Annotated in this window: 21 protein-coding genes and 4 tRNA genes; 21 read left to right on the plus strand and 4 right to left on the minus strand. The window is 56.8% G+C overall.

The genetic code is table 11. From position 1 onward, the window contains the following. Nucleotides 1-98: 98 nt before the first annotated feature. Nucleotides 99-971 carry an alpha/beta hydrolase gene (locus FS690_RS13850; RefSeq protein ID WP_039381681.1) on the minus strand — a complete coding sequence of 291 codons (873 nt, stop codon included), beginning with the start codon at nt 969-971 and terminating at the stop codon, nt 99-101. 575 nt (nt 972-1,546) lie between these two features. Between FS690_RS13850 and pdeH the strand changes: the two genes are divergently transcribed. Next, entirely contained in the window at nt 1,547-2,317 is a 771-nt protein-coding gene (gene pdeH / locus FS690_RS13855; RefSeq protein ID WP_104085862.1) for a cyclic-guanylate-specific phosphodiesterase, read from the plus strand. Between the two features lie 59 nt (nt 2,318-2,376). Continuing rightward, nucleotides 2,377-4,437: an AsmA family protein gene (locus FS690_RS13860; protein WP_108570100.1), complete on the plus strand. Its 2,061-nt coding sequence runs from the start codon at nt 2,377-2,379 to the stop codon at nt 4,435-4,437. On the opposite strand, the gene ppiC is transcribed toward FS690_RS13860, so the two are convergent. Further along, nucleotides 4,438-4,719, minus strand: coding sequence for a peptidylprolyl isomerase PpiC (gene ppiC, locus FS690_RS13865; protein ID WP_039381691.1), 282 nt, complete (start codon nt 4,717-4,719; stop codon nt 4,438-4,440). 151 nt (nt 4,720-4,870) lie between these two features. Here ppiC and rep point away from each other — a divergent pair, with 151 nt between their 5' ends. Then, nucleotides 4,871-6,889 (plus strand): DNA helicase Rep, encoded by a 2,019-nt coding sequence (rep, locus tag FS690_RS13870; protein ID WP_039385675.1) that lies wholly within the window; start codon nt 4,871-4,873, stop codon nt 6,887-6,889. Between the two features lie 17 nt (nt 6,890-6,906). Here the strand turns inward: rep and ppx are convergent, their stop codons facing one another. Continuing rightward, a complete protein-coding gene (gene ppx, locus FS690_RS13875; protein WP_145339792.1) occupies nt 6,907-8,391 on the minus strand; it encodes an exopolyphosphatase in 1,485 nt (494 codons plus the stop codon). Nucleotides 8,392-8,397: 6 nt separating this feature from the next. Then, nucleotides 8,398-9,693: an ATP-dependent RNA helicase RhlB gene (gene rhlB / locus FS690_RS13880; RefSeq protein WP_094111166.1), complete on the minus strand. Its 1,296-nt coding sequence runs from the start codon at nt 9,691-9,693 to the stop codon at nt 8,398-8,400. 116 nt (nt 9,694-9,809) lie between these two features. Here rhlB and trxA point away from each other — a divergent pair, with 116 nt between their 5' ends. The 18 genes from trxA to FS690_RS13970 all read left to right on the plus strand — a co-directional run bounded on the left by trxA (nt 9,810) and on the right by FS690_RS13970 (nt 25,396). Beyond that, nucleotides 9,810-10,142 carry a thioredoxin TrxA gene (trxA, locus tag FS690_RS13885; RefSeq protein WP_039381699.1) on the plus strand — a complete coding sequence of 111 codons (333 nt, stop codon included), beginning with the start codon at nt 9,810-9,812 and terminating at the stop codon, nt 10,140-10,142. A gap of 344 nt (nt 10,143-10,486) precedes the next feature. Beyond that, nucleotides 10,487-11,746 (plus strand): transcription termination factor Rho, encoded by a 1,260-nt coding sequence (rho, locus tag FS690_RS13890; RefSeq protein ID WP_039381703.1) that lies wholly within the window; start codon nt 10,487-10,489, stop codon nt 11,744-11,746. A gap of 274 nt (nt 11,747-12,020) precedes the next feature. Next, a complete protein-coding gene (gene wecA, locus FS690_RS13895; RefSeq protein ID WP_071668220.1) occupies nt 12,021-13,097 on the plus strand; it encodes a UDP-N-acetylglucosamine--undecaprenyl-phosphate N-acetylglucosaminephosphotransferase in 1,077 nt (358 codons plus the stop codon). A gap of 33 nt (nt 13,098-13,130) precedes the next feature. Further along, nucleotides 13,131-14,177, plus strand: coding sequence for an ECA polysaccharide chain length modulation protein (gene wzzE / locus FS690_RS13900; RefSeq protein ID WP_145339793.1), 1,047 nt, complete (start codon nt 13,131-13,133; stop codon nt 14,175-14,177). A 10-nt stretch (nt 14,178-14,187) separates the two neighbouring features. Next, on the plus strand, nt 14,188-15,312 hold the full coding sequence (gene wecB / locus FS690_RS13905) for a non-hydrolyzing UDP-N-acetylglucosamine 2-epimerase (RefSeq protein WP_039385676.1): 1,125 nt from the start codon (nt 14,188-14,190) through the stop codon (nt 15,310-15,312). 2 nt (nt 15,313-15,314) lie between these two features. Further along, nucleotides 15,315-16,574 carry a UDP-N-acetyl-D-mannosamine dehydrogenase gene (wecC, locus tag FS690_RS13910; RefSeq protein WP_071668218.1) on the plus strand — a complete coding sequence of 420 codons (1,260 nt, stop codon included), beginning with the start codon at nt 15,315-15,317 and terminating at the stop codon, nt 16,572-16,574. Further along, entirely contained in the window at nt 16,571-17,647 is a 1,077-nt protein-coding gene (gene rfbB, locus FS690_RS13915) for a dTDP-glucose 4,6-dehydratase (RefSeq protein ID WP_104085860.1), read from the plus strand. The genes wecC and rfbB overlap by 4 nt, the downstream gene beginning before the upstream one ends. A gap of 22 nt (nt 17,648-17,669) precedes the next feature. Then, nucleotides 17,670-18,551 (plus strand): glucose-1-phosphate thymidylyltransferase RfbA, encoded by an 882-nt coding sequence (gene rfbA, locus FS690_RS13920; RefSeq protein ID WP_039381718.1) that lies wholly within the window; start codon nt 17,670-17,672, stop codon nt 18,549-18,551. Then, nucleotides 18,529-19,227: a dTDP-4-amino-4,6-dideoxy-D-galactose acyltransferase gene (gene rffC, locus FS690_RS13925; protein WP_039381720.1), complete on the plus strand. Its 699-nt coding sequence runs from the start codon at nt 18,529-18,531 to the stop codon at nt 19,225-19,227. The genes rfbA and rffC overlap by 23 nt, the downstream gene beginning before the upstream one ends. After that, nucleotides 19,224-20,354 carry a dTDP-4-amino-4,6-dideoxygalactose transaminase gene (gene rffA / locus FS690_RS13930; RefSeq protein ID WP_071668217.1) on the plus strand — a complete coding sequence of 377 codons (1,131 nt, stop codon included), beginning with the start codon at nt 19,224-19,226 and terminating at the stop codon, nt 20,352-20,354. Before rffC ends, rffA begins: the two co-directional genes overlap by 4 nt. Continuing rightward, nucleotides 20,354-21,607, plus strand: coding sequence for a lipid III flippase WzxE (wzxE, locus tag FS690_RS13935; protein WP_145339794.1), 1,254 nt, complete (start codon nt 20,354-20,356; stop codon nt 21,605-21,607). Before rffA ends, wzxE begins: the two co-directional genes overlap by 1 nt. Beyond that, nucleotides 21,604-22,674, plus strand: coding sequence for a TDP-N-acetylfucosamine:lipid II N-acetylfucosaminyltransferase (locus FS690_RS13940; protein WP_145339795.1), 1,071 nt, complete (start codon nt 21,604-21,606; stop codon nt 22,672-22,674). The genes wzxE and FS690_RS13940 overlap by 4 nt, the downstream gene beginning before the upstream one ends. Further along, complete coding sequence (wzyE, locus tag FS690_RS13945) at nt 22,671-24,014, plus strand: ECA oligosaccharide polymerase (RefSeq protein ID WP_145339796.1); 1,344 nt, start codon at nt 22,671-22,673, stop codon at nt 24,012-24,014. The genes FS690_RS13940 and wzyE overlap by 4 nt, the downstream gene beginning before the upstream one ends. Nucleotides 24,015-24,033: 19 nt before the next feature. Next, on the plus strand, nt 24,034-24,777 hold the full coding sequence (wecG, locus tag FS690_RS13950; RefSeq protein WP_175540443.1) for a lipopolysaccharide N-acetylmannosaminouronosyltransferase: 744 nt from the start codon (nt 24,034-24,036) through the stop codon (nt 24,775-24,777). Between the two features lie 158 nt (nt 24,778-24,935). After that, nucleotides 24,936-25,012: transfer RNA gene (locus FS690_RS13955), tRNA-Arg, on the plus strand. 90 nt (nt 25,013-25,102) lie between these two features. Beyond that, nucleotides 25,103-25,178: transfer RNA gene (locus FS690_RS13960), tRNA-His, on the plus strand. Between the two features lie 16 nt (nt 25,179-25,194). Beyond that, nucleotides 25,195-25,281 (plus strand) — tRNA-Leu (locus FS690_RS13965). Nucleotides 25,282-25,319: 38 nt separating this feature from the next. Continuing rightward, a tRNA-Pro gene (locus FS690_RS13970) sits at nt 25,320-25,396 on the plus strand. Nucleotides 25,397-25,698: the final 302 nt, after the last annotated feature.

Below are 25,698 nucleotides of genomic sequence, written 5' to 3' on the forward strand. Positions count from 1 at the left end.
GGGACGTGATGACGTTATTAATGGCCACCGTGCACATGGCCGGCCCGGGGCGCATAAATGCGCCCCCTGTGATGAATTCCGCGCAGGGCGTAACAACGTCAGGTTTTCGCCCGCAGCCATTCGGTGACCAGCATCGGCCAGCTTGCCAGTGGCAGATCGGCTACGCCGCGGATACCGAAACCGTGCCCGCCTTTCTGATAAAAATGGATCTCGGCCGGAATTTTATGTTCACGCAGCGCGCTGAAGAACAGCATGCTGTGGTTAACGGAAACCGCTTCATCGTCAGCCGCATGGATCAGCAGGGCTGGCGGTGTTTGCGCGTGCACGCGCGTCTCCAGCGAATAGGCATCGATACTTTTCTGATCCGGCCAGGCGCCCAGCAGGCGCGTGCGTGAACTTTCGTGTGCCAGGCCGTCACGCATACTGATAATCGGGTAGATCAGCACCATAGCGTCGGGGCGCGGTGAGAGCGCATCGATACGATCCTGGACCGGATAGAGCTTCTCGTTAAACCGCGTTCCCAGCGAGGCCGCAACGTGGCCGCCTGCGGAAAAGCCCATCATCACAATGTACTTACCGTTTTTGCCCTGCTGCGCCCGTTCGCGCAGCACGCGGACCGCCCGCTGGGCATCGGCCAGCGGTGCATCCGCGCCTTCATGATGCCCGTCATAGGGCAGGCGATATGTCATTACGGCCAGCGTATAGCCCATCGAGGTAAAAAACGTGGCCAGCGCGCTGCCTTCACGATCGATTAGCACCCGCTGATAACCGCCGCCCGGTGCCACCAGCAGGGTGATCCCGTTGGAGGTTTCCGGATACCAGATAGCCATTTCCGGGCAGCGCACGCCGGTGGCTGCGCGATCGTAAGGCTCATACTCTTTAGCCAGGTCAACAATCTGCGGCTGAGCGCGGGAGTCACTGGCGCCTGGCGCATCACCGGATGGCCAGATATTGATAATTTCTGTGTGCATAAATCTGTCCTGAGCAGGGCGTATAGTCGTTGTTTTTCTGCGGCCGAAGGAACAGCGTCCTGCTGTTATTGATTAAAAGATGGTCTTCTTTTGCGTTGTCGTCCAGCCGAAAAAACGATAACCAGCGAGAATCAGACTATACCTGGCAGGCGGGAATTCTCTTTCAAGGGACTGAATTTAAACAGTTATGTTTAGCGAAGATAATAAGTGCACACTTCAGATAAAGTGCGAAAGATGGAAGAGGCGTACTAAGCGCAATGAACAGGATAAAACAGAGTAGTAAGTCAAACCAGTCACGGGAAATTTCAGCGGAGAAATCCCTCCGGCTGCGCCTTTTTCCGAACCCTTCCGGCGGCCGGTTTTCTGGCGCGTCAGTTTGCCTTAAGTCTTTAAATCGCCCTCCGGCGACGATTTAGCAGACAAAGCATCCTCTGTTTCTGCGATTAAGGCAAAGGCGCGCTGTTAGACTCGACGCCCTATATGGCTGCACAAAGCGATAAAGTTATCCAGGGACCAGCCGATACTTGCCGCCGGGTTGCTTTCTGCAGGCACTCACCACCGACCAGGAAAAAACCATGGTGATGAAGAATTCCGGACACCGGCTGCCTGTTTCTCTCAAACATGCGCAACCGGATATCGCATTTTTCCGGCAGCAGTGCCAGCGTACTTATACTTTTCAGCCTATTTATCAGATATCTGGCCGCCTGCTGGCGATTGAGCTGCTGACCGCCGTTACGCACGCGGCTATGCCGGAAAAGCGTCTTTCACCGGAAAGCTACTTTGCTGCGCTATCGACAGAGCAGCGGCTGGATGTGGTGCATGAACAACTTACTCTGCTGTTGACGTGGTCCCGCTTTTTTATCCGCCATCAGCTGGTGGCATCGGTCAATATTGACGGGCCGACGCTGCTGGCGATACAGCAGCATCCGGCCCTGCGACGGCTGATTGGCCAGCTGCCGTGGGTGCGCTTTGAACTCACTGAGCATCATGCGCTGCCGCAGGAGGAGATGGTGGCGCAGATGCCGGAGCTGGGGCCGCTATGGCTGGATGATTTTGGCTCCGGCATGGCAAATTTTTCCGCGCTGACCGAACTGCGCTATGACTACATCAAATTATCGCGTGAACTCTTTATGCTGCTGCGCGCGTCAGAAGAGGGGCGAGTCCTTTTCTCAACGCTGCTGACGCTTATTAATCGCTACTGCAATGGCGTAATAGTTGAGGGCGTGGAAACCGAAGAGGAGTGGCGCCAGGTACAATCCTCACCCGCTATTGCAGCTCAGGGATACTTTTTTTCCCGTCCGCTTCCTTTTAGTGAGCTGAGATCGCTGCCGTTGATGCTTCTCTGATGTTGTTACGCCGCGTCTCGACTATCTTTAATGAGACGTGAGAACAAGGAGGAAAAAGCATGACTCGCACGGGAAAAGCTGCCAGCTGGGTGGCGGGCATTCTGCTGTTACTGATCGTGGTACTGGTTGTGGTAATTGCCACCTTTGACTGGAACCGCCTGAAACCAACCATTAATCAGAAAGTGTCAGCAGAGCTGAACCGTCCTTTCGCGATACGCGGCGACCTTGGCGTACACTGGGCGCGTAACCGCGCTGAGCCGGGCTGGCGCAGCTGGATCCCCTGGCCGCAGGTACACGCTGAAGATATCATGCTGGGCAATCCGCCCGACATTCCTGACGTGACGATGGTACACCTGCAGCGCGTTGATGCGACGCTGGCCCCCCTGGCGCTGCTGCACAAAGAGATCTACCTGCCCTGGATCAAGCTGCAGCAGCCCGACGCGCGTCTGATACAGCTCGCCAGCAAGAAGAATAACTGGACATTTACGCTCGCCAGCAGCGAAAACAGCGAGGCTGACGCCGCTCCCTCAGCCTGGTCATTCCGCATGGATAATATTCTGTTTGATCAGGGGCAGCTGCGCTACCGCGATGCGATCAACAAAGCGGATGTAACGGTGAATATCAACTCACTCGGTAAACCCGTGCCTTATGCTCAGGTTACCGGCGGCGATGATAAGCAGAAAGGCGCTGGCGATTTTGTTTTTGGCTGGCAGGCGAAAGGCACCTATAACCAGCAGCCGCTTTCCGGCGACGGCAGAATTGGCGGTATGCTCTCACTGCGCAGCAAAACCACGCCATTTCCGCTGCAGGCCGATCTGCGTAACGGCACCACGCGGGTAAGGCTGGAAGGCACGCTGCAGGATCCGCTGAACCTGGGCGGGCTGGATGTGCGCCTGCGATTTTCCGGCGATACGCTGGCCAATCTCTATGGCTTAACCGGCGTGTTGCTGCCTGATACCCCCCCTTATGAAACTGACGGTCATCTGACTGCCCGCTTTAATGACGCCAAAGGCGCGCTGTTCCGCTATGAAAAGTTTAATGGCCATATCGGTGACAGTGATATCCATGGATCGCTCACCTATCGTCAGGGCAAACCCCGGCCGAAGCTGAGCGGCGAACTCACTTCCCGTCAGCTGCGCATGGCCGATCTCGGCCCGCTGATTGGCGTTGATTCCGGTAAAGGGAGTGAGAAAACGGCGCGGGCGAAGGCGCAGCGTGGTGAAGCCGCCACGCAGCCTGCCGATCGCGTGCTGCCTTACGATAAGTTTGAAACCAAAAGCTGGGATGCGATGGATGCCGACGTGAAGTTTAGCGGCAAGCGCATTGAGCACAGCAGCAAGCTGCCGCTCAGCGACCTCTATACGCATCTGACGCTGGAAAAAGGCGATCTGCTGCTTGATCCGCTGCGCTTCGGCATGGCCGGCGGCAATATCAATACCACTATCCGGCTTGAGGGCAGCCGTTCACCGATGCGCGGCCGCGCCGATCTGCACGCGCGCAAACTGCAGCTGCGCCAGCTGTTCCCTGATGTAACCGCCATGCAGCGCAGCCTGGGCCAGCTCAACGGAGACGCAACGCTAAGCGGTACCGGCAATTCGGTTGCCGCACTGCTGGGCAGCAGCAACGGTCAGCTGCGCCTGCTGATGAACAATGGCCTCATCAGCCGCAGCCTGATGGAAATTGCCGGGCTTAACGTCGGAAACTACGTGGTGGGTAAACTGTTTGGTGATGATGAAGTGCGCATCAACTGTGCCGCCACCGATCTTACGCTGCGCCAGGGCGTTGCAACGCCGCGCCTGTTCGTGTTTGATACCGAAAATGCGGTAATCAACGTCACCGGCAACGTTAACTTTGCCAGCGAGCGACTCGATCTGTCGGTAAATCCGGAGAGCAAAGGCATTCGCATTATTACGCTGCGTTCTCCGCTCTACGTGCGCGGAACCTTTAAAAATCCGGATGCCGGGGTTAAAACCGGGCCGCTTATTGCACGCGGTGCGGCGGCCGTAGCGCTGGGGGCGGTTGTGGCACCGGCTGCCGCGCTGCTGGCGCTGATTTCACCCAGCGACACCGACGCTAATCAGTGCAGCAATGTGCTGCAGCAGATGAAGAGCCAGAAGTGATTAACTGCGCCATAGCACCTTAATGATGTGGTAACCAAACGCGGTTTTTACCGGTCCGTAAGGCTTCAGCAGCGGGCAGGTAAAAACCGCTTTATCAAAAGCCGGCACCATCTGTCCCTGACGAAACTCGCCCAAATCACCGCCGTTGCGTCCGGACGGGCAGGTTGAATGTTTTTTTGCCAGCTGCTGAAAGTTGCCTCCTTTCTCCAGCTGCGCCAGCAGGGCTTTCGCCTGTGCTTCCTCTTTCACAAGGATATGTAAAGCTGCTGCGGTTTTCGCCATGGTGCTCTCCTGTTATGTATAATGTGCGGCGCATTATAGCGTAGTGCGCGTCAGTTGCAGGGGCGCCATTGATGGCGACCTTTGCGTTCAGGTACGCACCCTGCGACGCGATGTAATTCTTCCTGTCTGATTCAATCGAGTGATGTTTTTTATGCGTTTAAACCCCGGCCAACAACGTGCTGTCGAATTTGTCACCGGCCCCTGCCTGGTGCTGGCGGGGGCGGGGTCCGGTAAAACCCGCGTCATTACCAATAAAATCGCTCACCTGATCCGCGAATGCGGCTATCAGGCGCGCCACATTGCTGCGGTGACGTTTACCAATAAGGCGTCGCGCGAAATGAAAGAGCGCGTGGCGCAAACGCTGGGACGCAAAGAGGCGCGCGGCCTGATGATTTCAACCTTTCATACGCTGGGGCTGGAGATTATCAAGCGTGAATATGCCGCGCTGGGGATGAAATCGAGCTTTTCGCTGTTTGACGACCAGGATCAGCTGGCGCTGCTGAAAGAGCTGACCAGCCAGTGGCTGGAAGAGGATAAAACACAGCTGCAGCAGCTGATTGCCACGATCTCTAACTGGAAAAACGATCTGATCGATCCGCAGGGTGCGGCAGCAATAGCAAAATCCCAGCGTGACCAGATATTTGCGCACTGCTATCAGCTCTATGATCGGCATCTCAAATCGTGCAACGTGCTCGATTTTGACGATCTCATCCTGCTGCCCACGCTGCTGCTGCAGCGTAATGAGGCGGTACGCGAACGCTGGCAGCAGCGTATTCGCTATCTGCTGGTGGATGAGTATCAGGATACCAACACCAGCCAGTATGAGCTGGTAAAACTGCTGGTCGGCGCGCGCGCGCGATTTACCGTGGTGGGCGATGACGATCAGTCTATCTACTCCTGGCGCGGGGCGCGTCCGCAAAACCTGGTGCTGCTGAAAGAGGACTTTCCGGCGCTGGAGGTCGTGAAGCTGGAGCAGAACTATCGCTCCACGCAGCGTATTCTCAAAGCGGCTAATATATTGATCGCCAATAACCCGCACGTGTTTGAAAAGCGTCTCTTTTCTGAACTGGGGTCAGGCGAATCGCTGAAGGTGCTGAGCGCGAATAATGAAGACCACGAAGCGGAGCGCGTAACCGGCGAGCTGATCGCACATCACTTTATCAACCGCACCCAGTATAAAGATTACGCCATTCTCTATCGCGGCAATCATCAGTCGCGCGTGTTTGAAAAGCTGCTGATGCAGAACCGCATTCCCTACCGTATTTCCGGCGGCACTTCGTTCTTTTCACGCCCGGAGATCAAGGATCTGCTGGCCTATCTGCGCGTGCTGACTAATCAGGATGACGACAGCGCGTTTCTGCGCATCGTAAATACGCCGCGTCGCGAAATCGGCCCGGCCACGCTGCAGAAGCTGGGTGAGTGGGCCACGCTGCGTAATAAGAGCCTGTTTAATGCCAGTTTTGACATGGGGCTGGCTCAGACGCTAAGCGGGCGCGGTCTGGAGCATCTGCAGCGTTTTACCCACTGGCTGAATGAGATTGTGCAGCTGACTGAACGGGAGCCGATCAGCGCGGTGCGCGATCTGATCCGCGGTATCGACTATCAGAGCTGGCTGTTTGAGACCTCCGGCAGTCCGAAAGCCGCAGAGATGCGGATGAAAAACGTCAATACGCTGTTCCAGTGGATGACGGAAATGCTTGAAGGTGATGAGCTGAATGAGCCCATGACGCTGGCACAGGTTGTCACGCGCTTTACCCTGCGCGATATGATGGAGCGGGGAGAGAGTGATGAAGATCTCGACCAGGTTCAGCTGATGACGCTGCACGCATCAAAAGGGCTGGAATTTCCCTATGTCTACCTGGTCGGCATGGAAGAGGGTCTGTTGCCGCATCAGAGCAGCATTGATGAGAACAACATCGAAGAGGAGCGGCGTCTCGCCTATGTAGGCATTACGCGCGCACAGAAAGAGCTGACCTTTACGCTCTGCCGGGAGCGTCGCCAGTATGGTGAGCTGATTCGTCCTGAACCCAGCCGTTTTTTGCTGGAACTGCCGCAGGATGACGTCGAGTGGGAGCGTGAGAAAAAAGTGGTAAGCGCAGAAGAGCGCGTTAAAACCGGGCAAACCCGGGTGGCCGGGTTGCGGGCAATGCTGGCGAATGCAAAAAAGTAGTGGCAGCCGTCACGTCATCAGGAGAAGGTCAGGAGCCAGTGAACGTAGGACTGAAAGTGGCTCTCCTGCTCCAGCAGCTCGGCGCGCAGCGGATGCGCCTCCAGCCAGCCCGCCGGCAGCGTAAGGTGCAGCGTATCCTCTTCTGCCAGTAAGCGTACCGCCGGAAGCGTATCGTCACGGCGACGCGTGGAGAAGATAATCGCCAGGCGCAGCAGGCGGCTCAGGCGTTCTGCCGTACGCGGCGGCACGGCATTTTGCTGGGCCAGCAGAGCCAGATCGATACTGCCGCTCTGGTTCTGCAGCAAACAGGCGAGCACTTTTTTCTGCGCGGGCGTAAAGCCAGGCAGATCGAGATGGCGGATCAGATAGGCGGCGTGCCGGGGAGCCTGACGAAAATCGACGCTCAGGCCAATTTCGTGTACGGCACAGGCGCTTAACAGCAGATCGCGACAGCGCTGGTCAAGCTTCCAGCTCTGGCTGACCTGACGAAAAAAACGTTCAGCCAGCTGCTGCACCCGGTCAGCCTGTTCCACATCGATAGAAAAACGGCGCTGCACATTATGCAGCGTACGGCTGCGGATATCGCGATTGACCGGCAGATGGAGCATGCCATACACCAGACCTTCGCGCAGCGCGCCGCCTGCCAGCGTCATGCTATCAATATTCAGTTCGTTGAAAATGGCGATGAGAATCGACAAACCGCTGGGAAAGACCAGCGCACGCTCCAGCGTCAGCCCTTCAATTTCCAGCTCTTCCAGCTTGCCGCACTGAATAGCGCGCTGCTTCAGCTGCTGCAGTTTACTCAGGGTGATACGCTCATCCATCCCCTGCGCCACCATGATCTCCTGCAGAGCCTGAACCGTACCGGATGCACCGACGCAGACCTGCCATCCTTTCTCACGCAGCGGCGCTACCACGGGTTGCAGCATGTCGCGCGCCGCCTGTTCTGCCCGGTCAAAATTGTCCTGCGTCAGATGGCGATTGCTGAAAAAACGCTCCAGCCAGGTGACGCAGCCCATTGAAAGGCTGAACAGCGTGGTTGCGTGCGAACCTTCACCGGTAACCAGTTCGGTGCTGCCGCCGCCAATATCGACTACCAGACGCTGGTCGGAGCCGCCAGTCGTATGGGCCACGCCCTGATAGATCAGGCGCGCTTCTTCCTCACCGCTGATAACATTGACCGGACAGCCCAGGATCGCTTCAGCGGTGGTCAGAAAGTCTGGCGCGTTGCGTGCGATGCGCAGCGTGGCGGTCGCCACCACGCGGATCTGCTCTGGCGGGATATCCTGCAGCTGTTCCGAAAACAGCTTCAGGCACTGCCAGCCGCGCTGCATCGCCTCAGCAGAGAGTTCGCTGTCAGCATTAAGTCCTGCTGCCAGCCGGACTTTGCGCTTGATGCGCGCCACGGTCTGAATAGTGCCGGAAACTTCACGCACCACCAGCATATGAAAGCTGTTAGACCCGAGGTCGATCGCTGCATAGAGTGATGATGCGCTTAGCATGTGGGATTAACCTGGGCGTTTACGGTTATGATTACGGGGCGCGCTGCTCCGGCGATTACTGTTATTGCCGCCGCGACGCTGACCGTTGCCGGTGCGGTTGCGCTGCAGACGTTTTGCCGGTGGCAGATCGCTGAGCAGCGCATCGCTGTTGTATTTGCTGACCGGAATGCCGTGACCGATATACTCCTCAATCGCGGGCAGATTCAGCGCATACTCTTCACACGCGAGGCTGATAGAGTGTCCGCTGGCGCCGGCACGGCCGGTACGACCAATACGGTGAACGTAATCTTCGCGATCGTCCGGCAGATCGTAGTTAAAGACGTGCGTTACGGCCGGAATATGCAGACCGCGCGCCGCAACATCCGTTGCTACCAGAATATCCACGTCGCCTTTGGTGAAATCATCGAGAATGCGCAGGCGCTTTTTCTGCGGGACATCACCGGTCAGCAGACCGACGCGATGACCGTCGGCGGCCAGATGGCCCCAGATATCTTCACAGCGATACTTGGTGTTAGCAAAGATGATGGCGCGATCGGGCCACTCTTCTTCGATCAGCGTCTGCAGCAGACGCATCTTCTCTTCATTGGATGGATAGAAGAGCTCTTCTTTGATGCGGTGGCCGGTTTTCTGTTCCGGTTCTACTTCGACATATTCCGCGTTGTTCATATGCTCAAACGCCAGTTCCCGGACGCGGTAAGAGAGCGTTGCGGAAAACAGCATGCTCAGACGCTGCGTGGCAGGCGGCATGCGGCGGAATAGCCAGCGAATATCTTTAATAAAGCCGAGATCGAACATGCGATCGGCTTCGTCCAGCACCACAACCTGAATAGCGCCCAGATTCACATGGTTCTGTTTTGCGTAATCAATCAGACGTCCGGTAGTGCCCACCAGGATGTCGACACCGTCAGCGAGCACTTTAAGCTGCTTGTCATAGCCGTCGCCGCCGTAAGCCAGACCCATTTTCAGGCCGGTCGCTTTAGCCAGCGGCTCCGCATCGGCGTGAATCTGTACGGCCAGCTCGCGCGTAGGGGCCATGATCAGCGCACGTGGCTGGTTAACCTGGCGCCCTTCAGCTGCAGGGTGAGAAAGAAGATAATGAAACGTTGACGTCAGAAACGCCATCGTTTTGCCGGTACCGGTTTGCGCCTGACCCGCAACATCACGCCCTGAAAGCGCAAAAGGCAGTGCGAGCGCCTGAATAGGCGTGCAATGCTGAAAGCCTTTAGTATCAAGGGCTTCCACGACCTGAGGGTGCAGGGCGAAGTCGGAAAACTTCTGTTCGGTTAAGTGTGTTTTGCTCATAGTGTGGTAGAATATCAGCTTACTATCGCTTTACGAAAGCGTATCCGATGAAATAAAGTTAACCAACGTTGGTATATTTTACGCCAATTCGCCAGGCATAATCTTTGGAGTTAAACATGAGCAGCGATAAAATCGTTCACCTCACCGATGACAGTTTCGATACTGACGTGCTGAAAGCCGAGGGTGTTACCCTGGTTGACTTCTGGGCTGAATGGTGTGGTCCTTGCAAAATGATCGCCCCGATCCTCGATGAAGTTGCTGAAGAGTACGACGGTAAGCTTACCATCGCCAAGCTGAACATTGATGAGAACCCAGGTACCGCGCCAAAATATGGCATCCGTGGTATTCCGACCCTGCTGCTGTTTAAAAACGGCGAAGTGGCGGCAACTAAAGTGGGTGCGCTGTCTAAAGGCCAGCTGAAAGAGTTCCTGAACGCCAATCTGGCGTAAGCGCAACGCGCTCTGTTCCGCAGTGGTGAATTTTTTCGCCACTGCTGGACGCCGCTGGTCAGGCGTGCTAATTTGACGATACTGCATTACGCACTTACCTTTGTAGTTTGCATCTAAAGATTTCTCTTGTCAGACCCCGCTCGAGTTGAACGTTTTTGTGGTTTGGCAATCTGACGGCTAGCATACCCGGCATCATCTTTCGACCGTCTCTCGCTTCCTATCGCTCTATCAGACGATACCCGCCGAGCAGTGTTGAAAAAGAGCCATTAACAGGCATGGAATTTTTGCCATACCATTCACGACAATCATTTCGAGAATTACCCCGAGTTTAAGAACCCATCACTATGAATCTTACCGAATTAAAGAATACGCCGGTTTCTGAGCTGATTACTCTCGGCGAAAATATGGGGCTGGAAAACCTGGCGCGCATGCGCAAACAGGACATTATTTTCGCCATCCTCAAACAACATGCGAAGAGCGGCGAAGACATCTTTGGTGATGGCGTGCTGGAGATATTGCAGGACGGATTTGGATTCCTCCGTTCCGGAGACAGCTCCTACCTCGCCGGTCCTGACGATATCTATGTTTCCCCCAGCCAGATTCGTCGTTTTAACCTGCGTACCGGCGACACCATTTCCGGTAAAATCCGTCCGCCAAAAGAGGGTGAGCGCTATTTTGCCCTGCTGAAAGTTAACGAAGTTAACTACGACAAGCCGGAAAACGCCCGCAGTAAGATTCTGTTCGAAAACCTCACGCCGCTGCACGCTAACAGTCGTCTGCGTATGGAGCGGGGTAATGGCTCAACTGAAGACTTAACCGCTCGCGTGCTGGATCTGGCGTCGCCAATTGGCCGCGGCCAGCGTGGCCTGATTGTGGCACCGCCAAAAGCGGGTAAAACCATGCTGCTGCAGAACATTGCGCAGAGCATTGCGTATAATCATCCGGATTGCGTCCTGATGGTGCTGCTGATTGACGAGCGCCCGGAAGAAGTGACCGAGATGCAGCGTCTGGTTAAAGGTGAAGTTATCGCCTCTACCTTCGATGAGCCTGCATCCCGCCACGTGCAGGTTGCTGAAATGGTCATCGAAAAGGCCAAGCGCCTGGTTGAGCATAAAAAAGATGTCATCATCCTGCTCGACTCAATCACCCGTCTGGCGCGTGCGTATAACACCGTGGTTCCTGCCTCAGGTAAAGTCCTGACCGGTGGTGTTGATGCCAACGCCCTGCATCGTCCGAAGCGTTTCTTCGGTGCAGCACGTAACGTGGAAGAGGGCGGTAGCCTGACTATCATCGCCACAGCGCTGGTTGATACCGGTTCGAAAATGGATGAAGTCATTTACGAAGAGTTTAAAGGTACAGGTAACATGGAACTGCACCTGTCGCGTAAGATTGCGGAAAAACGCGTCTTCCCGGCAATTGACTACAACCGTTCCGGTACCCGTAAAGAAGAGCTGCTCACCTCTCAGGAAGAGCTGCAGAAGATGTGGATCCTGCGCAAAATTATTCACCCGATGGGCGAGATTGACGCGATGGAGTTCCTCATCAACAAGCTGGCGATGACCAAAACCAACGATGAATTCTTCGACATGATGAAGCGTTCATAAGCGGTTAAAAGCGAAACAATGATATTGTTACGCAGGTAATAAATCGGCATTATTTCTGTTAAACGCCACGGCTTATCGTGGCGTTTTTTATTTGTGCGCATTAGGATTAGGCGAGTCAGAAAAGTTTTAGAATGACGCAAGCAGAAAGGCGGCGATTTTTTCAGCAACCGCGCGCGCTGCGGCCTGGTCAGACAGGGATATACAGCAATAACCGGGATTTTGCTTATTGTTGTCCACGATTTTAGCTGAGAGCGTTAATGTGAATTTACTCACTATGGGTGCAGAGCTGGGTTTAACTTTTCTCTTCTCTCTGGCATTCCTTTTTATGGCCCGTAAGGTCGCAAAAAAAATCGGATTAGTTGATAAGCCTAATGCAAGGAAAAAGCATCAGGGCGTTATCCCTCTCGTTGGCGGTATTTCCGTTTACGCTGGCGTTTGCTTCGCTTTCCTTATTACGCAGTCCTATATGCCGAACGGCCTGCTCTATCTCTTCTGTGCCGGCGTGCTGGTGCTGGTCGGCGCACTCGACGATCGCTTTGATATCAGCGTAAAGTTTCGCGCCTGTATGCAGGCGATTATCGCCGTTGTCATGATGTATGGCGCCAAGCTCTATTTGCTGAGTCTCGGTTTTATTGTGGGTCCGGTGGAGATTGTCGTCGGTCCCTTTGGCTACGTATTAACGCTGTTCGCCGTCTGGGCGGCAATTAATGCGTTTAACATGGTCGACGGTATCGATGGTCTGCTGGGCGGACTCTCCTGCGTAACGTTCGGTGCAATGGGGATCATTCTCTATTTTGACGGCATGACCAGCCTGGCAATGTGGTGTTTTGCCATGATCGCCGCCACTATTCCCTATATTTTGCTGAACCTCGGTTTTCTGGGCAAACGCTATAAAGTGTTTATGGGTGATGCCGGCAGCACCATGATCGGTTTCACCATTATCTGGATCCTGTTGGAAACGACACAGGGCCTGAGCCATCCTATTACGCCGGTAACAGCGCTGTGGCTGATCGCCATCCCGCTGATGGATATGGTGGCTATCATGTATCGCCGGCTGCGCAAGGGCATGAGTCCATTCTCAGCCGACAGGCAACATATTCACCATCTCATCATGCGTGCCGGTTTCTCGTCACGTCAGGCTTTTTTACTGATCACGCTGGCGGCGGCGCTGCTGGCAGGCATCGGCGTGCTCGGCGAATATCTGGCGTTCATACCTGAGTGGGTCATGCTGGTGCTCTTCCTGGTAGCATTTCTGCTCTATGGCTACTGCATTAAACACGCGTGGCGTATGGCACGAATGATTCGCCGTCTCAAGCGCAGATGGAATCAAGCGCATATCAATAAAACATGACCTGGATAAGCATCAGATAAGGACACCGCTGTTATGAACTCTGTTGTGGAGAACGAACTGGATATTCGCGGCCTGGGCTGCACGCTGTGGCGCGGTAAACGCTGGATAGCGGGCTGCGCTGTTCTGTTTGCCCTGCTGGCCTGGCTCGCTTCAATGCTGATGAAGCAGGCGTGGAGCACCACGGCAGTCACCGACAGGCCTACGGTTAACATGCTGGGCGACTACTATGTACAGCAGCAGTTTCTGAACAACCTCGATATCCACAGCAATACGCTGAGCCTGAATAATCCGGCCCCTACCGTAATGGATGAGGTCTATCAGGAGTTCACCATGCAGCTCGCTTCATGGGATACGCGGCGCGATTTCTGGCAGCAGACCGACTATTTTAAAAGCCGTAAAAGTGGTAATGCGCATAATGATGCGGCCTTGCTGGACGATATGATCACCAACATCCAGTTTATGCCGGCAGATAGTGCGCACAACACGCTTGATACGGTGCGGCTGGTGGCAGAAACCGCCGGTGATGCTAACAATCTTCTGCGTCAGTATATTGCTTACGCCAGCGAGCGTGCGGCACGCCATCTGAATGAAGAGCTGAAAGGCGCATGGCAGGCGCGTAACGTGCAGCTGCAGTCGCAGGTTGACCGGCAGCAGGCGGTGGCGCAGGCGGTGTACGATCGCCAGCGTCAGCGCATTGGGCAGGCGCTGAAGCTCGCCAGTCAGCAGGGTATTACCGATAACCGTGCGCCTGCTGCAGGTGAGAGCCTGCCAGAGAGCGATCGCTTTTTACTGGGCCAGCAGCGGCTACAGGCGCAGCTCGATATGCTGCAGGCCAGCGGCCCCGCCTACGATTTGAGCTATGATCAAAACAGGGCGATGCTGAGCACGTTACAGGCTGGCCCACGCCTTGATAAACAGTTCCAGACTTACCGCTACCTGCGTACGCCGGAAGAGCCCGTTTCACGCGACAGCCCGCGCCGTCTGTTTATGATGGTGATGTGGGGAGCGATCGGGGCGCTGGTCGGAGCGGGTGTGGCGCTGGTGCGCCGGCCGCGCGCGTTATCAGCTATTCGCCAATAAGAGAATCAGCGTGAAAGTACTGACTGTATTTGGCACCCGTCCTGAAGCCATCAAAATGGCGCCGCTGGTGCAGGCACTGGCGCAGGATGCTGCGTTTGAATCCCGCCTGTGCGTCACCGCACAGCACCGTGAAATGCTCGATCAGGTGCTGCATCTGTTTCAGCTGCAGCCCGATTACGATTTAAATATCATGCGCCCGGAGCAGGGGCTGACTGAGATTACCTGCCGTATTCTGCAGGGCATGAAAACCGTTTTAGCCGATTTTAAACCTGATGTGGTGCTGGTGCACGGTGATACCACCACCACGCTGGCGGCCAGCCTGGCGGCCTTTTATCAGCAGATCCCGGTGGGACACGTCGAGGCTGGTTTACGCACCGGTAATCTGATGTCGCCCTGGCCGGAGGAGGCTAACCGCACGCTCACAGGCCATCTGGCAAGCTATCACTTCACGCCGACCACCACATCGCGGCAGAACCTGCTGCGGGAAAACCTGCCTGATGCGCGTATCTTTGTCACCGGCAATACGGTAATCGACGCGCTGCTGTGGGTGCGCGATCGCGTGCTGACCAACGCCGATCTCAATGCCCGTCTGGCGGCGCACTATCCGTTTCTGGAATCGGACAAAAAGCTGATCCTGGTTACCGGTCACCGGCGCGAAAGTTTTGGTAAGGGCTTTGAGCGTATCTGCAGTGCGCTGGCGCAGATTGCGCGCCTTCATCCGCAGGCGCAGATCGTCTATCCGGTGCATCTCAATCCCAACGTCAGCGAGCCGGTTAACCGGATACTTAGCGGTATCGACAATATTATTCTGATCGAACCGCAGGAGTATCTGCCGTTTGTCTGGTTGATGAACCGTGCCTGGCTGATCCTCACCGATTCCGGCGGAATTCAGGAAGAGGCGCCGTCGCTGGGGAAACCGGTGCTGGTGATGCGCGATACCACGGAGCGGCCGGAAGCGGTCGCGGCAGGGACGGTAAAACTGGTTGGCACCGATGTCGATACCATTGTCGCTGAAGTCACCCTGCTGCTGCAGGACGAAGAGGCGTGGCAGAGTATGAGCCGGGCACACAACCCTTATGGCGACGGCCACGCCTGCGCACGCATTCTGCAGGCGCTGAACAACAACAGAGTTTAATTATGTCTTTTAATACCATTTCCGTGATCGGACTGGGTTACATCGGGCTGCCAACGGCAGCCGTTTTCGCTTCAAGGGGAAAACAGGTCGTGGGCGTGGATGTCAATCTGCGCGCCGTTGAAACCATTAACCGGGGGGAAATCCACATCGTGGAGCCCGATCTCGGCGAGGTGGTCCGGCAGGCGGTGCAGCAGGGGCTGCTGCGCGCCACCACGACGGCAGAACCGGCAGATGCGTTTCTGATCGCTGTCCCCACGCCCTTTATGAACGATCATCAGCCAGACCTGAGCTTTGTCCGCGCGGCCGCGCTGTCGCTGGCACCGGTACTGAAAACAGGCGATCTGGTGATTCTGGAGTCGACTTCGCCGGTCGGCGCCACAGAGCAGATGGCGGAATGGCTGGCCGAGGCGCGTCCCGATCTGCGTTTTCCTCAGCATGAGGGCGAGAGCGATATCTTTATCGCCTACTGTCCGGAGCGGGTGCTGCCCGGCAAGGTGATGACCGAACTGCTGGAGAACGATCGCGTGATTGGCGGCATGACGCCCGCCTGTTCGGCGCGTGCCAGCGAGCTGTACCGTATTTTCCTGCGCGGAGCCTGCGTTGAAACCAACGCGCGTACGGCGGAGATGTGCAAGCTGACGGAAAACAGCTTCCGCGATGTCAATATCGCTTTTGCTAATGAGCTGTCGCTGATCTGCGCCGATCAGAAGATCAACGTCTGGGAGCTGATTGCGCTGGCGAACCGGCATCCGCGCGTCAATATTCTGCAGCCCGGACCGGGCGTGGGCGGACACTGTATTGCCGTCGACCCGTGGTTTATTGTGGCGCAGAACCCGCAGCAGGCGCGGCTGATTCGCACCGCGCGTGAAGTGAATGATGCCAAACCTGGCTGGGTACTGGAGCAGGTAAAACAGGCGCTGGCGGAGTGCGCGACGCAGAGCGATAAGCGCGCCAGCGAGATCGCTATTGCCTGTTTCGGGCTGGCGTTTAAGCCCGATATCGACGATCTGCGTGAGAGCCCGGCGATGGCGGTCGCGCAGCGCATTGCGGCGTGGCACAGCGGAGAGACCTGGGTTGTCGAGCCGCACGTTACGTCGATTCCTGACCGGCTGGGGCAGGACGCCTCGCTGGTATCCGTGGAGCAGGCGCTACAGCAGGCTGACATTCTGGTGATGCTGGTTGATCATGCACAGTTCCGGGCCATTGACGCTGCGCAGATTGCCCAGCCGTGGATTGTCGATACCAAAGGGGTATGGCGATGAAACGCTTTCTGATCACCGGCGGCGCGGGATTTATAGGCTCAGCGCTGGTGCGCTTTCTGATTGAAAGCACGGAGCATCAGGTCGTGGTGGTGGATAAGCTAAGCTACGCCGGCAATCTGGCGTCGCTGGCGGGCGTGCAGCAGCATCCGCGTTTTGCCTTTGAGCAGGTTGATATCTGTAACCGGCCGGAGCTTGATCGGGTGCTGGCGCAGTATCAGCCCGACTGCGTAATGCATCTGGCAGCAGAAAGCCACGTCGACCGCTCGATTGATGGGCCATTTGCCTTTATCGAAACCAATATTGTCGGCACTTATCATCTGCTGGAAGCGGTACGCCACTACTGGCAGGCGATGGAGAGCACGCGCAAAGCTGGCTTCCTGCTGCACCATATTTCCACAGACGAAGTCTTTGGCGATCTGCACGGTACGGATGATTTTTTCACCGAAACCACGCCTTATGCGCCGAGCAGCCCCTACTCCGCATCAAAAGCCAGCAGCGATCATCTGATGCGTGCCTGGATGCGAACGTATGGACTGCCGGTGATCGTCACCAACTGCTCCAATAATTATGGCCCGTGCCATTTTCCGGAGAAGCTGATCCCGCTGACTATCATCAATGCGCTGGCGGGCAAGGCGCTGCCGGTCTACGGCAACGGCAGCCAGATCCGCGACTGGCTCTATGTGGAAGATCATGCGCGCGCGCTCTATACCGTTGTCAGTCACGGCAAAGCAGGAGAGACCTACAATATTGGCGGGCATAATGAGCGACGTAATCTTGAGGTAGTGCACGCCCTGTGCGATCTGCTCGATGAGCTTGCCGCCGGGCAGCGTCCTGCGGCGATTAACAGCTACCGCGAGCTGATCGCCTTTGTTAGCGACCGTCCCGGACACGATCTGCGTTACGCCATCGATGCCAGCAAAATTGCCCGCGAGCTGGGCTGGACGCCACAGGAAACCTTTGAGAGCGGCATACGTAAAACGGTGGAGTGGTATCTGGCCAACCCGCAGTGGTGGCAGGCTATTCTCAACGGCAGCTATCGCGCTGAACGCCTCGGCTTAACCGCATCGCGCTGAAGCAGAGCCAGAAGGAGCAATGATGAAAGGTATTATTCTGGCGGGTGGTTCAGGAACGCGCCTGCATCCGATTACCCGCGCAATTTCCAAGCAGCTGCTGCCGGTGTATGACAAGCCGATGATCTATTATCCCCTTTCTGTCCTGATGCTGGCAGGCATCCGCGATGTGTTGATCATTACCACGCCTGAAGACCGGGCGCACTTTGAGCGTCTGCTGGGGGATGGCAGTGAGTTTGGTGTCCGGCTCTCCTATGCTGAACAGCCAAGCCCCGATGGACTGGCGCAGGCGTTTATTATTGGTGAATCGTTTATTGGTGACGACCACTGCTGTCTGGTGCTGGGCGACAATCTCTACTTTGGTCAGGGTTTTAGTCCGAAGCTGAAAAAAGTGGCTGCCCGAACGGAAGGCGCGACGCTCTTCGCTTACCAGGTGATGGATCCCGAGCGGTTCGGCGTGGTGGAATTTGATGAGGCGTTTAATGCGCTTTCAATCGAAGAGAAGCCGGCGCAGCCAAAATCGCGCTGGGCGGTGACCGGACTCTATTTTTACGATCGCCGCGTGGTGGAGTTTGCAAAGCGCGTCCAGCCCTCGGCGCGCGGTGAGCTGGAGATTACGGCGATTAACCAGATGTACCTGGAGGCTGGCTCACTCTCTGTTGAGCTGCTGGGTCGCGGGTTCGCCTGGCTGGATACCGGTACGCATGACAGCCTGGTTGAAGCCAGCGTCTTTGTGCAGACGGTAGAAAAGCGGCAGGGATTCAAGATAGCCTGCCTGGAAGAGATTGCCTGGCGCAACGGCTGGCTGAGCGATGCTCAGCTACAGGCGGCAGGCGAGGCGTTAACCAAAACCGGCTACGGCCAGTATCTGCTGGATATTTTACATGCCCGTCCGCGTCAGTATTGATCCCCTTGAGTGGGAGAGTGACTTCTTTCATCAGCCCACGGCGCGCCTGACGCTGCAGGGTGAACTAACGTTGCCGCAGGCGCTGCAGCAGGCGACAGGCCTGCTGCAGATAAAAGTGCCGGCAGAGCAGACCGCGGCGATTGATGCGGTCTGCCAGCACGGCTTTCAGCTGGTTGAGGGAGAAGCCGATCTGACGTTACCGCTGACGCAGACGGCGCGTCAGCCTGGCGTACGAATTGCGCGTGAGGCGCAAATCCCGGCGTTGCGTGCCGCCGCTGCAGAAGCCTTCAGCCAGAGCCGGTTTCGTGCCCCGTGGTTTGACGCGGCCGACAGCGGCCGGTTTTATGCGCAGTGGATTGAAAACGCGGTGCGCGGCACCTTCGATCACCAGTGTCTGATCGCCTGCGATGAACAGGGCAGCCTGCAGGGCTTTGTCTCCCTGCGTGAAGTGAACGGCGATGTGCGTATCGGACTGCTGGCGGTGCTGCCTGATGCCCGGTCGCAGGGTATTGGCCAGCGTCTGCTGCTGGCTGCGGCTGACTGGGGCCGGGTGCGCCAGCTGGCGCAGCTGCGAGTTGCCACGCAGCTCAGCAATCTTGCAGCGATGCGCCTCTATTTACGCTGCGGTGCCCGGCTGGAAAGCACCGCCTACTGGTTTTACAGGAAAGCATCATGATCCCTTTTAACGCGCCCCCTGTGGTGGGCACTGAAACAGACTATATGCAGTCGGCGATGGCCAGCGGCAAGCTGTGCGGTGACGGCGGCTTTACCCGCCGCTGCCAGCAGTGGATGGAGCAGCATTTTGGCAGTAAAAAAGTGCTGCTGACGCCCTCCTGCACCGCCTCGCTGGAGATGGCAGCGCTGCTGATCAACATCGAGCCCGGTGATGAAGTGATCATGCCGAGCTATACCTTTGTCTCCACCGCAAACGCGTTTGTGCTGCGCGGCGCCACCATTGTCTTTGTTGACGTGCGCCCGGATACGATGAACATCGATGAGACACTGATTGAGGCTGCGATCACGCCGAAAACGCGCGCTATCGTACCGGTACACTATGCGGGCGTGGCGTGTGAAATGGACACCATTATGGCGCTGGCCGCAAAGCATCAGCTTTATGTCATTGAAGATGCTGCACAGGGCGTCATGTCACAGTATAAAGGCCGCGCGCTTGGCACCATCGGGCACATCGGCTGCTTTAGCTTTCACGAAACGAAAAATTACACCGCCGGAGGTGAAGGCGGTGCGACGCTGATAAATGATGCGGCGCTCACCGAGCGTGCTGAAATTATCCGGGAAAAAGGTACCAACCGCAGTCAGTTTTTCCGTGGTCAGGTGGATAAATACACCTGGCGCGATATCGGCTCAAGCTACCTGATGGCCGATCTGCAGGCAGCCTATCTCTGGGCGCAGCTGGAAGCGGCGCAGACCATCAACCAGCAGCGACTGCGACTGTGGCAGCGCTACTACGACGCGCTGCAGCCGCTGGCGGCTCAGGGGCGGATCGCGCTGCCGGCAGTGCCGGATAGCTGCCGTCATAATGCGCATATGTTCTATCTGAAACTGCGCGATAGTGACGATCGCGAAGCGCTGATACGCTGGATGAAAGAAGCGGAGATCCTCACGGTGTTTCACTACATTCCGCTGCATACGTCGCCTGCCGGTGAGCGATTTGGCCGCTTCCACGGTGAAGATCGCGTCACCACGCGCGACAGCGAGCGCCTGCTGCGCCTGCCGCTGTTCTATAACCTGTCAGATAACAATCAGCGTACCGTGATTAGCTCTCTGCTGAGCTACTTTGCCTGATGTCGCTGGCAAAAGCATCGGTCTGGACCGCAACCTCCACGCTGGTAAAAATTGCGGCTGGCCTGCTGGTGATAAAGCTGCTGGCGCTGAGTTTCGGTCCGGAAGGCGTCGGGCAGGCGGGTAACTTCCGGCAGCTGATTACCGTGCTCGGCGTACTGGCTGGCGCAGGCATTTTTAATGGCGTGACCGCCAGCGTGGCGCAGCTGCAGCATGAACCTGCGCAGCTGCGGGCGCTGACCGGTACGGCCTCTGCGATGGTGCTGGGCTTTTCGGCGCTGCTGGCCGCGAGTCTGCTGCTGGGTGCGGCACCGGTCAGCCGGATGCTGTTTGGGCACGAGCACTACCAGAGCGTGGTGCGCATCGTGGCGTTTCTGCAGTTTGGCATCGCCTGGGCGAATCTGGCACTGGCGCTGCTGAAAGGCTTTCGCGATGCGCGCGGCAATGCGCTGGCGCTGATAACCGGCAGCCTGACAGGGGTGGCCGGTTATATTATTTGCTGGTGGCTGGGCGGTTATCAGGGGGCGCTGGCGGGACTGGCGCTGGTCCCGGCGCTGCTGGTGATACCGGCGCTGATTATGCTGCGGCGCCATCGTGCGGTGCTGCCGCTGCGCTGGCTCAGGCCAGTATGGCAGCCGGAACTGGCACGCAACCTGGCAAAATATACGCTGATGGCGCTGATAACGTCGATCACGCTGCCGGTTGCGTGGGTAATGATGCGTAATCTGCTGGCGGAACAGCAGGGCTGGGCGCAGGTGGGATTATGGCAGGGCGTGACGACGATCTCTGACGCCTATCTGCAGTTTATTACCGCTACTTTCAGCGTCTGGCTGCTGCCGACGCTGGCACGCCTGGAGCATAAGCCGCAGATTGCACGGGAGATAGGCCGCGCGCTGCGATTTGTACTGCCGGCGGTAGCGGCCGCCAGTTTCGCGGTCTGGCTGCTGCGCGACATGGCGATCTGGCTGCTGTTTTCCCCGCAGTTTAGCGGCATGCGCGATCTTTTTATCTGGCAGTTATGTGGCGATCTCTTTAAAGTCGGCGCCTATGTTTTCGGATATCTGGTGATCGCCAAAGCGTCGCTGCGCTTCTATATTCTCACCGAGATCAGCCAGTTTGCTTTGCTGACGCTGTTTTCGCGCTGGCTGATCCCGCTTCACGGCGCGACTGGCGCAGCGCAGGCGTATATGGCGACCTATATACTCTATTTTGCCCTTTGCTGTGGCGCTTTCCTGATTTATTGCCGGACAAAATGACGTTATTTCATGTGCTGGGATCTGATATCCCGCATCACAATCAGACGGTGCTGCGTTTCTTTAATGACGTTATAGGCACTGAATTGCCTGCCGCCGCGCCGCGCCGCTTTATGGTGGTTGCTGCGCCTGGCTCGCTGCCCGCCTGTAGTCAGCTGCAGATCGAAACTTTCGCTACTAAAGCCGCGCTGGCGCAGGCGGTAATAGCGCGCGCCGCCGATCGCTCCCGGCGCTTTTTCTTTCACGGACAGTTTAACCCGCGTATCTGGCTGGCGCTGCTCAGCGGAAAGATCCGCCGCCATCAGGCGTTCTGGCATGTCTGGGGAGCTGACCTGTATGAAGAGGGTGCCGGGCTGAAATATCGTCTGTTCTATCTGCTGCGCCGCATCGCGCAGGGGCGTATAGCACAGGTGTTTGCTACGCGCGGCGATCTCTTTTTTTATCAGCAGCGGCATCCGCAGGTGCCGGCGTCACTGCTCTATTTTCCGACGCGCATGCCTGATATTGCGCTGCCGGCAGCCACAGCATCGGACAGTGCGCTGACGATCCTGCTGGGCAACTCCGGCGACCGCAGCAACCGGCACATTGAAGGATTGCAGGCGATACGCCGGCAGTTTGGCGAGCAGGTCAGCGTGCTGGTTCCGCTCGGCTACCCGGCCAACAACTATGCCTATATTGATGAGATCGATGCGGCGGCGCAGCGTCTGTTTCCGGCCGGGCAGGTTACGCTGATCCGCGACAGGCTCGATTTTCCAGCCTACCTGCAGTTGCTCAGACGCTGCCAGCTTGGCTATTTTATGTTTGAGCGGCAGCAGGGGATTGGCACGCTCTGTTTGCTGATTCAGGCTAACATTCCCTTTGTGCTGAACCGTAAAAATCCGTTCTGGCGCGATCTCAGCGAGCAGGGCATCCCGGTGCTGTTCAGCTGTGACGAACTTGATGCCAGCCGCATCGCGGAAGCGCAGCGCCAGCTGACGGCGTGCGACAAACCGGCCATCGCTTTTTTTGCGCCGGGCTATCTTGCCGGCTGGCGCCATGCGCTCAGCCTGAGTGAAGGAAGTGCATCATGAGTCTGCTGCAGTTTAGTGGTCTGCTGGTGGTTTATCTCTGCTCGCTGGGCTTTATCCTGACGCTGACCTGGCGTGAGTTCAGGCGCGTGCGCTTTAACTTTCATCTCTTCTTTACGCTGCTGTTTCTGCTGACCTTCTACTTTGGTTTTCCGCTGACCAGCGTACTGGTATTCCGCTTTGATGTGGCCGTGGTACCGCCCGCCTTTCTGCTGCAGGCGCTGCTGGCAGCCACCAGCTTCTACGCTATTTACTACGTCAGTTATAAAGTCCGGCTGCGACCGGTCAGCGCCGCGCCGCGCAAGCCGTGGCTGGTAATGGATCGGGTGGAGACGCATCTCACCTGCCTGCTGCTGGCGCTGGTGGCGATTGGCACGGTGACCGTGTTTTTCATGCACAACGGGCTGCTGCTGTTCCGGCTCTCGGCCTATAACCAGATTTTCTCGAGTGAGGTTTCTGGCGTGGCGCTCAAGCGCTTCTTCTATTTCTTTATTCCGGCGATGCTGATCCGCTATTTTCTGCATCCGACACAGCGGCAGTGGCTGCTGTTTCTGCTGGTAACGGTGGCGTTTGGCTTGCTGACCTATGCGCTGGTGGGCGGTACGCGCGCGAACATCATCATCGCCTTTGCGCTGTTTCTGTTTATTGGTATTACGCGCGGCTGGATCACGCTCTGGATGCTGGCAGGGGCAGGCGCGATGGCGATCTGCGGTATGTTCTGGCTGGCGCTGCGGCGCTACAACCTGGATGTGGCCGGGGCAGAGGCCTTTTATACGTTTCTCTACCTGACGCGGGATACGTTCTCGCCGTGGGAGAACCTGGCGCTGCTGCTGCAGAACTATGACAAAATCGATTTTCAGGGGCTGGCGCCGCTCTGGCGCGACTTTTATGTCTTTATTCCGGGCTGGCTGTGGCCCGATCGTCCCTCTGCGATCCTGAACAGCGCTAACTACTTTACCTGGGAAGTGCTGAATAACCACTCCGGCCTGGCCATTTCGCCGACGCTGATCGGTTCGCTGCTGATCATGGGTGGCGTGCTGTTTATTCCGCTGGGTGCGGTAGCGGTGGGCCTCCTGATGAAAGGCTTTGACGCGCTTTATACGCAGGGACGTGACAGCGACAACCGCTATAGCGGCGCGGTGCTGCAGAGTTTCTGCTTCGGTGCGGTGTTTAACATGATCGTTCTCGCTCGCGAGGGGCTGGACGCATTCGGCTCGCGCGTGGTGTTTTTCTGCATCATTTTTGCCGCCTGTACAGGCCTGGCAAAGCTGCTCAGCTGGCTGCTGGCGCGCGCAGGGCTTATTCGTCCGCGTCGTGTTCAGGCGCTGCGCGGTTCCTCCTGATCATCGGGCAAAACGGAAGATGAAAACCATGACGACCACTGAGCCGCATTACGCGATACGCGGCGTTGATCTGCACGCGTTTAACGATATGGAGAGCTTTGTCAGCTTTCTGCTGCCTGATAACACACCCCGGCGCGGTACGCTGATTGCAATCAATGCTGAAAAGATGCTGACGCTGGAAGAAGATGCGCAGCTGCGCGCTCTGATTAGCGAAGCTGAGTTTAAATATCCGGATGGCATCAGTATTGTCCGCTCGCTGCGCAAAAAGTATCCGCAGCTGCAGGTCAGCCGCATTGCCGGTGCCGATCTGTGGGAGGCGCTGATGGAGCGCGCCGGACGCACCGGGATTCCGGTATTTTTAATTGGCGGCCGCGAGCAGGTACTGCAGGAGACCTGCGACAAACTGCAGCGTCAGTGGAACGTAAATATTGTCGGCAGCCAGAACGGCTATTTTGCCCCGGCTGACCGCGAGGCGCTGTTTGCACGTATCGCTGCGAGCGGCGCAAAAATCGTTACCGTAGCGCAGGGTTCACCACGTCAGGAGCTTCTGATGCGTGACTGCCGCCAGCACTGGCCCGACGCACTCTATATGGGAGTAGGCGGCACCTATGATGTTTTTACCGGCAACGTTACCCGTGCACCGCGTCTCTGGCAGCGTCTGGGGCTGGAGTGGCTCTATCGGCTGATCCGGCAGCCTTCACGCTGGCGCCGGCAGTTAAAGCTGCTGAAATATTTGCGCTATCACTGGAGGGGCGATCTCTGAGGCTGCTGATTAATCCAGCAATTTTTTAGCTTATAAGCGTGAAATTGCGCTATTTATCGACGGAATGCACAAAGCATAACCAAACGCGTTTTTTTCTTTAAAAAGCACTGGACAGGGTGAAGCCAAATACGTAGTATGCCCATCCGCAACGGCGCTACGCGCCCGTAGCTCAGCTGGATAGAGCGCTGCCCTCCGGAGGCAGAGGTCTCAGGTTCGAATCCTGTCGGGCGCGCCATTTTCTTTTGGGCGCAAGAGCTTCGGTGGTTGGTTTTAACCGCGTTATGCAGTGAATAGTAAGCGTAACAGCTTACGCACCAGAATTATGGTGGCTATAGCTCAGTTGGTAGAGCCCTGGATTGTGATTCCAGTTGTCGTGGGTTCGAGTCCCATTAGCCACCCCAGATTTTGCTGGGACATGCGAAGGTGGCGGAATTGGTAGACGCGCTAGCTTCAGGTGTTAGTGTTCTTACGGACGTGAGGGTTCAAGTCCCTCTCTTCGCACCAGGCAGAATTTTAGTAACAGAAGTAAAGAAGTAAAAAATCGGCGAGTAGCGCAGCTTGGTAGCGCAACTGGTTTGGGACCAGTGGGTCGGAGGTTCGAATCCTCTCTCGCCGACCATATTCGAAAAGCCTGCTTGAAAAAGCAGGCTTTTTTCGTTTGCGTGTAATCTGCGGCCAGGGTCGCATAAATGCGACCCCTACAAAAAATCCGCGATACGATGCGCGGCCCCCACCAAACCGTAGGGGGGCCATTTATGGCACCCTGGTTAAGGGCGGGTACGATACGCAATGACGTAACCCGCGATACGGTCTGCGGCCAGGGTCGCATAAATGCGACCCCTGCAAAAAATCCGCGATACGATGCGCGGCCCCCACCAAACCGTAGGGGGGCCATTTATGGCGCCCTGGTTAAGGGCGGGT

The sequence above is a fragment of the Pantoea sp. PSNIH1 genome (assembly GCF_007680655.1).
In the GTDB taxonomy this organism is placed as follows: domain Bacteria; phylum Pseudomonadota; class Gammaproteobacteria; order Enterobacterales; family Enterobacteriaceae; genus Pantoea; species Pantoea eucrina.

Coding starts and splice junctions, on each gene's coding strand:
- ppiC (WP_039381691.1), bottom strand. CDS start 4,719: ATGGCGAAAACCGCAGCAGCTTTACATATCCTTGTGAAAGAGGAAGCA.
- trxA (WP_039381699.1), top strand. CDS start 9,810: ATGAGCAGCGATAAAATCGTTCACCTCACCGATGACAGTTTCGATACT.
- pdeH (WP_104085862.1), top strand. CDS start 1,547: ATGGTGATGAAGAATTCCGGACACCGGCTGCCTGTTTCTCTCAAACAT.
- rfbB (WP_104085860.1), top strand. CDS start 16,571: ATGAAACGCTTTCTGATCACCGGCGGCGCGGGATTTATAGGCTCAGCG.
- rhlB (WP_094111166.1), bottom strand. CDS start 9,693: ATGAGCAAAACACACTTAACCGAACAGAAGTTTTCCGACTTCGCCCTG.
- wecA (WP_071668220.1), top strand. CDS start 12,021: ATGGGTGCAGAGCTGGGTTTAACTTTTCTCTTCTCTCTGGCATTCCTT.
- wzyE (WP_145339796.1), top strand. CDS start 22,671: ATGAGTCTGCTGCAGTTTAGTGGTCTGCTGGTGGTTTATCTCTGCTCG.
- rffC (WP_039381720.1), top strand. CDS start 18,529: ATGCCCGTCCGCGTCAGTATTGATCCCCTTGAGTGGGAGAGTGACTTC.
- wecG (WP_175540443.1), top strand. CDS start 24,034: ATGAAAACCATGACGACCACTGAGCCGCATTACGCGATACGCGGCGTT.
- wzzE (WP_145339793.1), top strand. CDS start 13,131: ATGAACTCTGTTGTGGAGAACGAACTGGATATTCGCGGCCTGGGCTGC.
- rfbA (WP_039381718.1), top strand. CDS start 17,670: ATGAAAGGTATTATTCTGGCGGGTGGTTCAGGAACGCGCCTGCATCCG.
- wzxE (WP_145339794.1), top strand. CDS start 20,354: ATGTCGCTGGCAAAAGCATCGGTCTGGACCGCAACCTCCACGCTGGTA.
- FS690_RS13850 (WP_039381681.1), bottom strand. CDS start 971: ATGCACACAGAAATTATCAATATCTGGCCATCCGGTGATGCGCCAGGC.
- rep (WP_039385675.1), top strand. CDS start 4,871: ATGCGTTTAAACCCCGGCCAACAACGTGCTGTCGAATTTGTCACCGGC.
- FS690_RS13940 (WP_145339795.1), top strand. CDS start 21,604: ATGACGTTATTTCATGTGCTGGGATCTGATATCCCGCATCACAATCAG.
- ppx (WP_145339792.1), bottom strand. CDS start 8,391: ATGCTAAGCGCATCATCACTCTATGCAGCGATCGACCTCGGGTCTAAC.
- rho (WP_039381703.1), top strand. CDS start 10,487: ATGAATCTTACCGAATTAAAGAATACGCCGGTTTCTGAGCTGATTACT.
- wecC (WP_071668218.1), top strand. CDS start 15,315: ATGTCTTTTAATACCATTTCCGTGATCGGACTGGGTTACATCGGGCTG.
- rffA (WP_071668217.1), top strand. CDS start 19,224: ATGATCCCTTTTAACGCGCCCCCTGTGGTGGGCACTGAAACAGACTAT.
- FS690_RS13860 (WP_108570100.1), top strand. CDS start 2,377: ATGACTCGCACGGGAAAAGCTGCCAGCTGGGTGGCGGGCATTCTGCTG.